Source organism: Enterobacter sp. BWH52, from assembly GCF_001037565.1.
Classification (GTDB): domain Bacteria; phylum Pseudomonadota; class Gammaproteobacteria; order Enterobacterales; family Enterobacteriaceae; genus Enterobacter; species Enterobacter hormaechei_C.
Genome location: NZ_KQ089854.1, coordinates 3,796,773 through 3,809,703 on the forward strand (window position 1 = coordinate 3,796,773; position 12,931 = coordinate 3,809,703).

Consider the following 12,931-nt stretch of genomic DNA (forward strand, 5'->3'; position numbering starts at 1 on the left):
GCATAAAATTAACAATGATCTAACAGGATTTAGCAGATGCTGATATTTCATGCGGAAAAATGGGCCGAATTTCCGTAACATAAAAATAGTAAGATTAGATTTTCTAATGCGAAAAATGACGTGAAATTAGATTATTTCAAACGAGGGAATTTCCCCGACGCGCAGGCCGGGAAAATAAAGTGTGACGGGGATCGAGATTAACGTAACCAGTCGGGAAGATCGTTGAGGCCCATTGCCTGACGAAGAAGCTGCGGTTTTACGCCGGGAAGGGTGTCGGCCAGTTTGAGGCCAATATCGCGCAGCAGTTTTTTCGCCGGGTTCGCTCCGGCAAACAGCTCGCGGAAGCCCTGCATACCCGCCAGCATCATAGCCGCACTGTGTTTGCGGCTGCGCTCGTAGCGACGCAGATACAGATGCTGACCAATATCTTTGCCTTCCCGATGCAGGCGACGCAGCTCTTCAACCAGCTCAGCCGCGTCCATAAAGCCGAGGTTCACTCCCTGCCCGGCCAGCGGATGAATGGTATGCGCCGCATCCCCCACCAGCGCCAGACGGTGCGCGGCAAACTGACGCGCGTAGCGACCGGTTAACGGAAACGTCTGGCGTTCGCTTTCAAGCCCGCACAGGCCCAGACGGTTATCAAACGCCACGCATAGCGCCTGACTGAAGGCATCCGGCGTCGCCTCCTGCATCTGCTGCGCTTTCTCCGGCTCTAAGGACCAGACGATGGAGCAGAGATGCGGATCGGCAAGCGGCAGGAAGGCCAGAATGCCGTCATTATGGAAAATCTGGCGCGCCACGCCGCCGTGCGGCTCTTCGGTGCGGATTGTGGCCACCAACGCGTGATGACGGTAATCCCAGAAAGTCAGCGGAATATCCGCTTTGTTACGGAGCCAGGAATTAGCGCCGTCGGCACCCACTACCAGACGCGCAGTCAGCATATCGCCACTTTCAAGAGTGATAAACGCGTCGTTTTCGCCCCACGCCACCTGATGAAGTTTCGCCGGTGCGATCAGCGTGACGTCGCTGCACTGCTGCGCTTTCTGCCACAGCGCGTGGTGGATCACCGCGTTTTCAACGATATGTCCAAGGTGGCTGTACCCCATGCTTTCATCGTCAAACGCGATACGGCCAAAGCTGTCTTTGTCCCACACTTCCATCCCGTGATAGCAACTGGCACGGAGCGCCACGATTTCAGACCAGACGCCAAGGTGCGTCAGTAGCTTTTCGCTGGCGGCATTGATCGCCGAGACGCGAAGCTCTGGCGGTGCATCCTGCGCCACAGGCTGCGGCGCTTTTTGCTCAAGCACGGCCACGCGCAGGCCGCTGCCCTGTAAACCACAAGCCAGCGCCAGTCCTACCATTCCGCCGCCCACAATGGCGACATCAACATTTTGCACGGTCAATACTCCTTAACGCGCGACCCAACCCAGGGTCCGCTGCGCCAGCACGTCACGTGCCGGAATGAACAGTTCCATCGCCATAAGCCCAAGGTTGCGACCCGCAACCAGCGGTGCCCAGCGATTGGCAAACAGGTGGACTAAACCGTCGGTGACGCCAATGGTCGCCGCTTTGTCCGCCTGGCGTCGTTTCTGGTAATGGCTCAGCACTGAGTATGCGCCACAATCCTGTTGTTCGCTCCACGTCCGGGCCAGGAGCTCGGCCAGGCTCATCACGTCACGGAGGCCAAGGTTGAAGCCTTGCCCGGCGATGGGGTGTAGCGTCTGCGCGGCGTTGCCGACCAGGGCGACGCGATGGGAGACAGTCTGCGATGCGGTCGTCAGCGCAAGCGGATAGGCCACGCGTTTTCCGGCGTGGGTGATGCGCCCAAGCCGCCAGCCGAAGGCCTTTTGCAGCTCGGAACAAAAACGTTCGTCGGACCAGGAGAGAACCTCATCGGCCCGATCCTGCGCATGGCACCATACCAGCGAGCAGCGCCCGTTCGACATCGGCAGCATGGCCAGCGGGCCGTGCTCCGTGAAGCGCTCAAATGCCCTGCCGTTATGCGCGCCAGCCGTAGAGACATTAGCGATGACCGCCGCCTGTCCATAGGGTTCAGAGCGCCATTCGACGCCGCACTGCGTGGCGATCGCGGAGCGTGAACCATCTGCCGCCACCAGCAGTTGCCCCTCCAGCGTGGTGCCGTTGTCCAGCGTCACGCTGACGGCCTCGTCACGGCGGCTGAAGCTGGCGACGCGCGCCGGACAGTGCAGCGTGACGCCAGGGGCATCCTGTAACAGACGGAACAGCCGCAGCCCCACGTCATGCAGCTCGACGACCTGCCCCAGTGCCTCAATTCGGTAATCGTGGGCATCCAGCGTCACAAACCCGGCGTGGCCGCGATCGCTGACGTGAACGGTGCCGATGGCCGTCGCGCAGTCCGCTATCGCCTGCCAGATCCCAATGCGCGCAAGCTGCTGGCAGGTTCCCTGGGCCAGCGCGATGGCGCGGGCATCGAAGCCGGGATGATCGGCCGCCTGCGGCGCAACCGCCTCAACAAGATGCACCGGAAGCTGGCCTTTGGTTAACTGCGAAATGGCCAGCGCCAGAGTAGCGCCGGTCATGCCTCCGCCAACGATGATCACGCTCATACGCGTGCCGCCGCCATCAGCGCCTCGATGTCGTCGGCTTTTTTCACCACGGTCGCGGTCAGGTTTTCGTTACCGGTTTCGGTGATGACGATGTCATCTTCAATACGAATGCCGATCCCGCGGTACTGTTCTGGCACGTCGGCATCCGGCGCGATGTACAGCCCAGGCTCAACGGTCAGCACCATGCCTGGCTCCAGCACGCGCGAACGTTCCGGACCGTATGCCCCGACGTCATGCACATCCAGCCCCAGCCAGTGGCTCAGGCCGTGCATAAAGTACGGACGATGGGCGTTTTCGGTTATAAGGGTGTCCACATCGCCTTTCAAAATGCCGAGCTTCACCAGCCCGGTAATCATGATGCGCACCACCTCGCCCGTAACCTCCTGGATGGAGGTGCCAGGGCGGAACAGCGTCAGCGCGGTCTCCAGAGACTCAAGCACGATGTCATAGATTTCACGCTGCGCGGTGGTGAATTTACCGTTCACCGGGAAGGTACGGGTGATGTCGCCCGCGTAACCCTGATATTCACAGCCCGCGTCAATCAGCACCAGATCGCCGTCGCGCAGTTCACTTTCGTTTTCGGTGTAGTGCAGAATGCAGCCGTTTTCACCGCCGCCTACGATGGTGTTATAGGACGGGAAGCGCGCGCCGTGACGGTTAAATTCATGGTGAATTTCGCCTTCAAGCTGGTACTCGAACATACCGGGACGGCACTTTTCCATGGCGCGGGTATGCGCCAGGGCGCTGATTTCGCCCGCGCGGCGCATCACGTTCAGCTCTTCTTCAGACTTAAACAGACGCATCTCATGCACCATCGGACGCCAGTCCGTCAGGGTGGCGGGTGCAGACAAATTCTGACGTGAGCCTTTACGCAGCTTATCCAGCGCGGTGAAGACAATGTCATCCGCATACGCGTATTCGCCCTGCGCGTGATAGAGCACGTCCAGGCCATTCAGCAGTTGGTAAAGCTGCTGGTTGATTTCGCTGTAGGCCAGCGCACGGTCCACGCCCAGTTTTTCCGGCGCCGCCTCCTGCCCTAAGCGGCGGCCAAACCAGATTTCCGCGGTCAGATCGCGCACGCGGTTAAAAATCACGCTGTGGTTGTGGGTGTCATTGCTTTTAATCAGCACCAGTACCGCTTCCGGCTCGTTAAACCCGGTGAAGTACCAGAAATCACTGCTCTGGCGATAGGGGTATTCGCTGTCGGCGCTGCGCGTCACTTCCGGCGCGGCGAAAATCAGGGCAGCGCTTCCCGGCTGCATTTTTGCCAGCAGCGCCTGACGACGGCGAGAATACTCTTGACTGGAGATAACCATGACACCCTCCTGTGCGTTATTTTTCTTAGTGTAATGTTGGCTTGCGAACTTCCGGCGCGGTCGGCTGCGAGCGCGTAAAGTTGTCGTGGCACAGCAGAGACGCCACGCGCACGTACTCGATAATCTCTTCGAGAGACATTTCCAGCTCTTCCTGGTCTTCGTCTTCATCGTAGCCGAGCTGGGCGATATTACGCAGATCGTCGATCGCTTCACCCGCTTCGCCGGTCACTTTATCCAGTTTAGGCTGGGTTACGCCCAGGCCAAGAAGATAGTGGTTTACCCAACCCGCGAGCGCATCGGCGCGATCGAAGACGCTGACATCGTCGCCTTCAGGCAGATAAAGCTGAAAAAGAAAGCCATCGTCTTCCAGGGAATCGCTGGTTGCGGCGTGCATTTTACGCAGCGCTTCCGCCAGTTCGTGGCCAAACGCCAGCCCTTCGTTGGTGAGGTCGTGGATCAGCGGCTGCCATGAGCTGTCGCTGTTTCCGCCGCACAGTATGCCGCTGATCAGACCGTGCATTTCGGCAGGGGTCAGACCGACTCCCTGCTGGTTCAGTAACTGGTTTAAATCCTTGTAACCAGGCATTTCGTTCTGTATAGACATACGCATTCGTCATCAAAGGGAGGATATTCATGATATGCTACCACTTTGGACCCTGGTGATACCAGAAAAGGGCTTGTATCTTCACATCAGGGTAGCTATAGTGTCGCCCCTTCGCAGCCCCCGGGGCAGTAAGCGAAGGCAGCGCAGTCAATCAGCAGGAAGGTGGCATGTCTGCACAACCCGTCGATCTCCAGATTTTTGGCCGTTCACTGCGAGTGAATTGTCCGCCTGAACAAAGGGATGCCTTGAATCAGGCTGCGGACGATTTGAATCAGCGGTTGCAAGATCTAAAAGAACGCACTAGAGTCACAAATACTGAGCAGCTGGTTTTCATCGCCGCGTTGAACATCAGCTATGAACTGACTCAGGAAAAAGCGAAGACCCGCGATTACGCGGCAAGCATGGAGCAGCGCATTAAAATGCTCCAGCAGACCATAGAACAGGCATTGCTTGATCAAGGTCGCAGTCCCGAAAGACCGGGACCAAAGTTTGAATAACACTTCTCAGTTGACTATGGTAGAGTAACTGTGAAGACAAAATTTCTCTGAGATGTTCGCAAGCGGGCCAGTCCCCTGAGCCGATATTTCATACCACAAGAATGTGGCGCTCCATGGTTGGTGAGCATGCTCGGTCCGTCCGAGAAGCCTTAAAACTATGACGACACATTCACCTTGAACCAAGGGTTCAAGGGTTACAGCCTGCGGCGGCATCTCGGAGATTCCCTCTCTTTTCTTCTACCGACTACCATGACTCAATTCCCTGAAGTTTCTGCTTCACGCCAGGACATCCGTCAGCTTATTCGCCAGCGTCGTCGCGCCTTAAGCGCCGAGCAACAGGCACATTTTGCCCAGCAGGCCGCCGCCCGCATGATGGCCTATCCGCCTGTGGTGATGGCAAACACCGTCGCCCTGTTTCTCTCGTTTGATGGTGAGCTGGATACCCAACCGCTTATCGACCAGCTCTGGCGCGCCGGGAAAAAAGTTTATCTGCCGGTGCTACATCCCTTTAGCCCGGGCAATCTGCTGTTTCTGCACTACCATCCGCACAGCGAGCTGGTGGTAAATCGTCTGAAAATCACCGAACCCAAACTCGACGTGCGCGACGTGCTGCCGCTATCTGAACTGGATGTGCTGATTACGCCGCTGGTGGCGTTTGACGAGCAGGGCCAGCGATTAGGCATGGGCGGGGGGTTCTACGACAGGACGCTACAAAACTGGCAGCAGTACGAATTGCAGCCGGTAGGCTACGCGCATGATTGCCAGGGCGTGGAGGCGTTGCCGGTGGAGAAATGGGATGTGCCGTTACCGGCGGTGGTGACGCCCAGCAAAATATGGGTCTGGTAGGATAAAGCCGGGTGGCGGCTACGCCTTACCCGGCCTACATAAATCCTCGAACATTGTAGGTCGGGTAAGCGTAAGCGCCACCCGACACCACAGACCGCACCATCAGTACAGCAGACGCGCGCGAATCGTCCCCGGAATGGCCTTCATGCTCTGCAATGCTTTCTCGGCGATGTCTTCATCCGCTTCAATATCAATAACCACATAACCCATCTGCGAGTTAGTTTGCAGATACTGCGCAGCAATGTTAACGCCCTGCTCGGCAAAGATCTGGTTGATGGCGGTCAGCACGCCAGGACGGTTTTCGTGGATGTGCAGCAGACGACGCCCACCGTGCAGCGGCAGAGACACCTCCGGGAAGTTCACCGCAGAGAGCGTTGAACCGTTGTCGGAATATTTGCTCAGTTTACCCGCCACTTCCAGGCCGATATTCTCCTGCGCTTCCTGAGTAGAACCGCCGATGTGCGGCGTCAGGATCACGTTGTCGAACTCGCACAGCGGAGAGGTGAACGGATCGCTGTTAGTGGCCGGTTCCGTCGGGAACACGTCAATCGCCGCACCCGCCAGATGTTTACGCTTCAGCGCGTCGCACAGTGCAGGAATGTCAACTACGGTACCGCGCGCGGCGTTGATCAGCAGAGAGCCCGGCTTCATCAGCGCCAGCTCTTCTGCGCCCATCATGTTTTTGGTGGACGCATTTTCCGGCACGTGCAGGCTTACCACGTCGCTCATATTCAGCAGGTCAGACAGGTGTTGAACCTGGGTGGCATTGCCTAACGGCAGCTTGCTTTCGATATCGTAAAAATAGACATGCATACCGAGAGATTCCGCCAGAATACCGAGCTGCGTACCGATATGGCCGTAACCGATAATCCCGAGCTTTTTCCCACGGGCTTCGTAGGAGCCCGCAGCCAGCTTATTCCACACGCCGCGGTGCGCTTTGGCGTTAGCCTCCGGAATGCCGCGAAGCAGCAGCAGCAGCTCGCCAATTACCAGCTCCGCCACGGAACGGGTGTTAGAGAACGGCGCGTTAAAGACCGGGATACCGCGTTTTGCGGCGGCATTCAGATCAACCTGGTTGGTGCCGATGCAGAAACAGCCAATCGCCACCAGCTTTTCCGCCGCAGCAATAACGTCTTCAGTCAGTTGGGTACGGGATCGCAGGCCAATGAAATGGGCATCACGGATGGACGCTTTCAGCTCTTCGGTATCGAGCGCGCCTTTGTGAAATTCGATGTTGGTGTAACCTGCCGCACGAAGGCTATCGATTGCTTTTTGATGCACGCCCTCGACCAGCAGGAATTTAATCTTGTCTTTCTCCAGTGATACCTTTGCCATTTACCCGACCCTGTTTTTATCTGAACTGATGTTGTGCTGGATATAAATCCCGTGCAGCCAACATATCAAAAAAAACTATTGCAGCAATATGAACGTTTGCGTCGGCACTCTGAAGAAAAGTCATACAGAGCAAAATGGCAGAGGAAAATGCTGCGGAAAATTACGAACGTGGCAGGATCGGCAAAAGAGGCGGAAAAACGTGACACAAGTCACCGAATTTAGCTTTTCAAAATTTTTTTAGCGGGGGGAGCGTTCCCCCCGTCAGATCATTTTACGATGGTTTTCACGCCGTCAGCGGTGCCGATCAGCGCCACATCCGCGCCACGGTTGGCAAATAACCCTACGGTAACAACGCCTGGAATGCCGTTGATCGCATTTTCCAGCGCAATGGCATCGAGGATCTCAAGGCCGTGAACGTCGAGGATCACGTTGCCGTTGTCGGTCACCACACCCTGACGGTATTCCGGACGACCGCCCAGCTTCACAAGTTGACGGGCAACCGCGCTGCGCGCCATCGGGATCACTTCGACCGGCAGCGGGAAATTCCCCAGAATGTCGACCTGCTTGGAGGCGTCCGCGATGCAGATGAACTTATCCGCCACGGAAGCGATGATTTTTTCGCGGGTCAGCGCCGCGCCACCGCCTTTGATCATCTGCATGTGGCCGTTGATTTCATCCGCGCCATCAACGTAAATGCCCAGACGGTCCACTTCGTTGAGGTCGAAAACGGTGATGCCGAGGCTTTTCAGCTTTTCCGTGGAAGCATCGGAGCTGGAAACCGCGCCCTCGATCTGCCCCTTCATCGTGCCCAGCGCATCGATAAAGTGCGCCGCCGTCGACCCCGTACCAACACCGACAATGGTACCCGGCTGTACGTACTGGAGAGCGGCCCATCCTACTGCTTTTTTCAGTTCATCCTGCGTCATGATCGTTTTGCCTGTGGTGTGAAAACTCAGGGCGCATTATAGAACACGTCGAATGGATTTCGTCTGCCACGAAGGGAAAATTGTGTCATAGTGCAGATTAAGCAAAATTAAGGAGTCAGCCAGAGCAATGAAACGTCCGGACTACAGAACACTACAGGCACTTGATGCAGTTATTCGTGAACGCGGTTTTGAGCGCGCGGCGCAAAAGCTGTGCATCACCCAGTCCGCCGTATCACAGCGTATCAAACAGCTTGAAAACATGTTCGGGCAGCCGCTGCTGGTGCGTACCGTACCGCCGCGTCCGACGGAGCAAGGACAAAAGCTCCTCGCCTTGCTGCGTCAGGTTGAACTGCTGGAAGATGAATGGCTGGGCGATGAACAAACCGGCTCTACGCCGCTGCTGCTGTCGCTGGCGGTGAACGCCGACAGTCTGGCAACCTGGCTGCTGCCAGCCCTTGCGCCGGTGCTGGCCGACTCCCCTATCCGCCTGAACCTTCAGGTTGAAGACGAGACCCGCACTCAGGAACGCCTGCGCCGTGGCGAAGTGGTTGGGGCGGTCAGTATTCAGCCGCAGGCGCTGCCAAGCTGTCTTGTCGATCAGCTGGGCGCGCTGGACTACCTGTTCGTGGGTTCAAAAGCCTTTGCGGAGCGCTACTTCCCGAACGGCGTCACCCGCGCAGCGCTGCTGAAAGCGCCGGCCGTGGCGTTCGACCATCTGGACGATATGCATCAGGCCTTCCTGCAACAAAACTTCGATTTGCCGCCGGGCAGCGTGCCGTGTCATATCGTTAACTCGTCCGAAGCCTTCGTACAGCTCGCGCGTCAGGGCACCACCTGCTGCATGATCCCGCATTTGCAGATTGAGAAAGAGTTGAAAAGCGGTGAGCTGATTGATTTAACCCCGGGGCTGTATCAGCGCCGGATGCTATACTGGCACCGTTTTGCCCCGGAAAGCCGCATGATGCGCAACGTCACCGACGCGCTGCTGGCGTTTGGGCATAAGGTGTTGAGACAGGATTAATCGCTTGAATTCCCTCTCCCTGTGGGAGAGGGTTAGGGTGAGGGCAAACTACTGCGCCTTAGCCGCCTCAGTTTGCTGAGTTTCAGTCGGCTCCAGCTGGAACACCACATCAACCTGATCGTCGAACTGAATGGTTGGCTGCTCGTAGGTTTCCTGAGCAGAAACCGGCGCGGCGTCCGCCTTCATCATCCGCACCATCGGGCTTGGCTGGTAGTTTGAAACGTGGTAGCGCACGCTGTAAACCGGACCGAGCTTGGTCTTGAAGCCGGAAGCCAGCTGCTGCGCCTGATGAATGGCATCATCTATCGCCGCTTTACGCGCTTCGTCTTTATATTTCTCCGGTTGCGCAACGCCCAGCGAGACGGAACGAATTTCGTTCAGCCCTGCCTTCAGCGCACCATCCAGCAATCCGTTGAGCTTATCAAGCTGGCGTACAGTCACTTCCACAGTACGCACGGCGCGATAGCCTTTCAGGATGCTTTTGCCGTTCTGGTAGTCGTAATCCGGTTGGGTACGCAGGTTCGCAGAGCTGATGTCTTTTTTCGCGACACCGTTCTGTTCCAGGAAAGAGAGGTATTGCGCAACACGATCGTCTGCCTGTTTCTTGGCGGAAGCAGCATCTTTCGCCGCCACGTTCACTTCAATTGCCAGGGTTGCAACATCCGGTACCGCATCCACACTTGCCGTGCCTGAAGTGACAATGTGCGGGCCGTTTGGCAGTTCATTCGCCTGCACCGACACCGCACCTAAACTTACTAATGCCGCCAGGGCCATCACCTTAAACTTCACTGTCATTCCTCCATGTTGCGAAGAGTGCCCTGTTAACAGGGCTCATGCCAGCAAGCTTAGCGGGTCTTGTCCAGATGTCCATAAGACAACGCTTAGTTGAACAATCCCTGTACGTGATGAATGCCCTCTTTCGCCAGCTGGAAGGCAATAAACCACATCACCAGCCCCACCAGGGTATTGATAATGCGCTGTGCTTTGGCGGTACGCAGTCGTGGCGCCAGCCACGCCGCCAGGATCGCAAGACCGAAGAACCAGAGGAAGGAGGCGCTGACCGTACCGAGCGCAAACCAGCGTTTCGGCTCAACGTCCAGCTGTCCGCCCAGGCTGCCCAGTACCACAAAGGTATCAAGGTAGACGTGCGGGTTAAGCCACGTCACGGCGAGCATGGTGACGATAATCTTCCAACGCCCCTGCTTCATCACTTCGGCGCTAGCCAGCTCAAGATTGCTGCTCATGGCCGTTTTCAGGGCACCAAACCCGTACCACAGCAGAAACGCTACGCCGCCCCAGGTAACCAGCGCCAGCAGCCACGGCGACTGCATCAACAGGGCGCTGCCGCCAAAAATCCCGGCGCAAATCAGCAGCAGATCGCTCACCGCACACAGCAGGGCAATCATCAGATGATACTGGCGGCGAATGCCCTGGTTCATCACGAACGCATTTTGTGGTCCAAGGGGAAGGATCATGGCCGCACCTAACGCAAGCCCCTGAAAATAATAAGATAACATGACGTAATTCTCGCAGAGTTGTCCTGGAGGCAGACTATACTGCGGGAACGTCATTAGAGGAAATGGATAATATTAATTGGGTATTAGCTGGGCTAATAAAAGAAAAGCCCGGTGTCGCTGACGCTTACCGGGCCTACGGGAGACGTTACTCTGCTTCTTTGACTTTTTTGACGTTTACGTCCATCTGCGGGTACGGGAAGCTGATGCCGTTGGCATCGAAATCACGCTTGATGCGCTCCAGCACATCCCAGTAAACGTTTTGCAGATCGCTGCTTTTGCTCCAGATGCGCACCACAAAATTAATAGATGACGCGCCCAGCTCGTTCAGACGAACGGTCTGCTCGCGGTCCTTCAGAATGCGATCGTCAGAGGCAATGATGTTGGCGATCAGCGACTTCACCTGATCGATATCGGAGTCGTACGCCACGCTGATGATCAGCTCGTTACGACGCACCGGCTCGCGGGAGAAGTTAATGATATTGCCCGCAATGATTTTCCCGTTCGGGACTACCACAATGCGACCATCCACGGTACGCAGGGTCGTGGAGAAAATCTGAACCTGCAACACGGTACCGGCAATACCGCCCAGATCCACATACTCACCGGAACGGAACGGACGGAAGGTCACCAGCAATACGCCCGCCGCCAGGTTAGACAGCGAACCCTGCAATGCCAGACCAATGGCCAGACCGGCAGCACCGAGCACAGCGATGACGGATGCCGTCTGCACGCCGACACGCCCCAGCGCCGCAATCAGCGTAAAGGCGATAATGCCGTAACGGACCAGCGCGGAGAGGAAATCGGCGACTGTGGCATCAATGTGTCGTGCGACCATCACCCGGTTGACAGCGTTCGAAACGATACGCGCCACGATCATCCCGACAATGATGATGGCAATAGCGGCAACAATATTCACGGCGTAGCTCAGCAGTAGCGCCTGGTTGCGCACCAGCCAGTTACCCGCGTTATTGATGCTGTCTACAACATCAAGTTGTTCCATTTATTCTTCCTTTTGTTAAACCAAAACACAAAATCCATCCCCCATGGAGACAGGCAGGTCAGTAAAGGGTAAACAAAAAGCACCGGCTTTGCCAAACAGATCACAAAATCAGGTATTGCAGGATATTGAAAAAGCATAAAAAAAGGCCCGCATATGCGGACCTTCTTGACGCTATGAACAGCTCAAATTACAGAACGTCAACCGCGTTCAGTTCTTTGAATGCCTGCTCCAGACGAGTAATCATAGAAGTCTGGGCAGCGCGCAGCCATACGCGTGGATCGTAGTATTTCTTGTTCGGCTGGTCTTCGCCTTTCGGGTTGCCCAGCTGACCTTGCAGGTAAGCTTCGTTGGTTTTGTAGTATTGCAGGATACCGTCCCAAGTTGCCCATTGGGTGTCGGTATCGATATTCATTTTCACTACGCCGTAGCTTACGGAATCTTTGATTTCCTGAGCAGAAGAACCGGAACCGCCGTGGAAGACGAAGTTCAGGCTGTTGTGCGGCAGGTTGTGTTTTTTGGACACGTATTCCTGAGAATCACGCAGGATGGTCGGGGTCAGAACCACGTTACCTGGTTTGTATACGCCGTGTACGTTACCGAAGGACGCTGCGATAGTGAAGCGTGGGCTGATTTTGCTCAGCTCGGTGTAAGCGTAATCAACGTCTTCTGGCTGAGTGTACAGTGCAGAAGCGTCCATGTGGCTGTTGTCCACACCGTCTTCTTCACCGCCGGTGCAACCCAGTTCGATTTCCAGGGTCATGCCCATTTTGGACATACGCGCCAGGTACTTAGAGCAGATCTCGATGTTTTCTTCCAGAGACTCTTCGGACAGGTCGATCATGTGAGAAGAGAACAGTGGCTTACCGGTTGCTGCGAAGTGTTTTTCGCCTGCGTCCAGCAGACCGTCGATCCATGGCAGCAGTTTTTTCGCGCAGTGGTCAGTGTGCAGGATAACCGGAACACCGTAGTGCTCAGCCATCTGGTGAACGTGATGTGCGCCAGAGATAGCGCCCAGGATTGCAGCACCCTGAGGAATGTCAGTTTTCACGCCTTTACCTGCGATGAACGCAGCGCCGCCGTTAGAGAACTGAACGATAACTGGAGCTTTAACTTTAGCAGCAGTTTCCAGTACGGCGTTGATGGAGTCGGTACCCACGCAGTTAACTGCTGGCAGAGCGAAGTTGTTTTCTTTAGCTACCTGGAACACTTTCTGTACGTCATCACCAGTGATAACGCCAGGTTTTACGAAATCAAAAATTTTAGACATGTTGCTTAGTC

The 12,931-nt window shown here is 56.2% G+C and carries 13 protein-coding genes and 1 other RNA gene; 4 read left to right on the forward strand and 10 right to left on the reverse strand.

Annotated features, from left to right (window positions below; translation table 11 throughout):
- Positions 1-197: 197 nt before the first annotated feature.
- The 4 genes from ubiI to SK47_RS17900 are packed head-to-tail and all read right to left on the reverse strand — an operon-like array spanning position 198 to position 4,511.
- The gene (ubiI, locus tag SK47_RS17885) at positions 198-1,400 is read right to left on the reverse strand and encodes an FAD-dependent 2-octaprenylphenol hydroxylase (RefSeq protein ID WP_048244877.1); all 1,203 of its coding nucleotides are present in this window, start codon (positions 1,398-1,400) and stop codon (positions 198-200) included.
- Positions 1,401-1,412: 12 nt separating this feature from the next.
- Positions 1,413-2,591, reverse strand: a complete 1,179-nt coding sequence (ubiH, locus tag SK47_RS17890; protein ID WP_003860103.1) for a 2-octaprenyl-6-methoxyphenyl hydroxylase — start codon at positions 2,589-2,591, stop codon at positions 1,413-1,415.
- Positions 2,588-3,901, reverse strand: a complete 1,314-nt coding sequence (gene pepP / locus SK47_RS17895; protein ID WP_086527952.1) for a Xaa-Pro aminopeptidase — start codon at positions 3,899-3,901, stop codon at positions 2,588-2,590. Before pepP ends, ubiH begins: the two co-directional genes overlap by 4 nt.
- A 31-nt stretch (positions 3,902-3,932) precedes the next feature.
- Positions 3,933-4,511, reverse strand: coding sequence for a YecA/YgfB family protein (locus tag SK47_RS17900; protein ID WP_003860099.1), 579 nt, complete (start codon positions 4,509-4,511; stop codon positions 3,933-3,935).
- Between the two features lie 167 nt (positions 4,512-4,678).
- Here SK47_RS17900 and zapA point away from each other — a divergent pair, with 167 nt between their 5' ends.
- The 3 genes from zapA to SK47_RS17910 all read left to right on the forward strand — a co-directional run bounded on the left by zapA (position 4,679) and on the right by SK47_RS17910 (position 5,854).
- On the forward strand, positions 4,679-5,008 hold the full coding sequence (gene zapA, locus SK47_RS17905) for a cell division protein ZapA (RefSeq protein ID WP_003860096.1): 330 nt from the start codon (positions 4,679-4,681) through the stop codon (positions 5,006-5,008).
- A gap of 41 nt (positions 5,009-5,049) precedes the next feature.
- Positions 5,050-5,233: non-coding RNA, 6S RNA (gene ssrS / locus SK47_RS23430), on the forward strand.
- Between the two features lie 24 nt (positions 5,234-5,257).
- Positions 5,258-5,854 carry a 5-formyltetrahydrofolate cyclo-ligase gene (locus SK47_RS17910; protein WP_048244879.1) on the forward strand — a complete coding sequence of 199 codons (597 nt, stop codon included), beginning with the start codon at positions 5,258-5,260 and terminating at the stop codon, positions 5,852-5,854.
- Between the two features lie 102 nt (positions 5,855-5,956).
- On the opposite strand, the gene serA is transcribed toward SK47_RS17910, so the two are convergent.
- Together serA and rpiA are read right to left on the reverse strand one after the other, a co-directional pair.
- Positions 5,957-7,189: a phosphoglycerate dehydrogenase gene (gene serA, locus SK47_RS17915; protein ID WP_003860093.1), complete on the reverse strand. Its 1,233-nt coding sequence runs from the start codon at positions 7,187-7,189 to the stop codon at positions 5,957-5,959.
- A gap of 266 nt (positions 7,190-7,455) precedes the next feature.
- Entirely contained in the window at positions 7,456-8,115 is a 660-nt protein-coding gene (gene rpiA / locus SK47_RS17920; protein ID WP_003860091.1) for a ribose-5-phosphate isomerase RpiA, read from the reverse strand.
- Between the two features lie 127 nt (positions 8,116-8,242).
- On the opposite strand from rpiA, the gene argP reads away from it, so the two are divergent.
- A complete protein-coding gene (gene argP / locus SK47_RS17925; protein ID WP_003860089.1) occupies positions 8,243-9,136 on the forward strand; it encodes a DNA-binding transcriptional regulator ArgP in 894 nt (297 codons plus the stop codon).
- A 48-nt stretch (positions 9,137-9,184) separates the two neighbouring features.
- On the opposite strand, the gene SK47_RS17930 is transcribed toward argP, so the two are convergent.
- From SK47_RS17930 to fbaA, 4 genes are all read right to left on the reverse strand, one after another.
- Positions 9,185-9,925 (reverse strand): oxidative stress defense protein, encoded by a 741-nt coding sequence (locus SK47_RS17930; protein ID WP_023314807.1) that lies wholly within the window; start codon positions 9,923-9,925, stop codon positions 9,185-9,187.
- Between the two features lie 92 nt (positions 9,926-10,017).
- Positions 10,018-10,653, reverse strand: a complete 636-nt coding sequence (gene argO / locus SK47_RS17935) for an arginine exporter ArgO (protein WP_003860085.1) — start codon at positions 10,651-10,653, stop codon at positions 10,018-10,020.
- Between the two features lie 145 nt (positions 10,654-10,798).
- On the reverse strand, positions 10,799-11,653 hold the full coding sequence (gene mscS / locus SK47_RS17940; protein ID WP_003860082.1) for a small-conductance mechanosensitive channel MscS: 855 nt from the start codon (positions 11,651-11,653) through the stop codon (positions 10,799-10,801).
- Between the two features lie 187 nt (positions 11,654-11,840).
- Positions 11,841-12,920, reverse strand: a complete 1,080-nt coding sequence (gene fbaA, locus SK47_RS17945; RefSeq protein WP_003860079.1) for a class II fructose-bisphosphate aldolase — start codon at positions 12,918-12,920, stop codon at positions 11,841-11,843.
- Positions 12,921-12,931 lie beyond the last annotated feature (11 nt).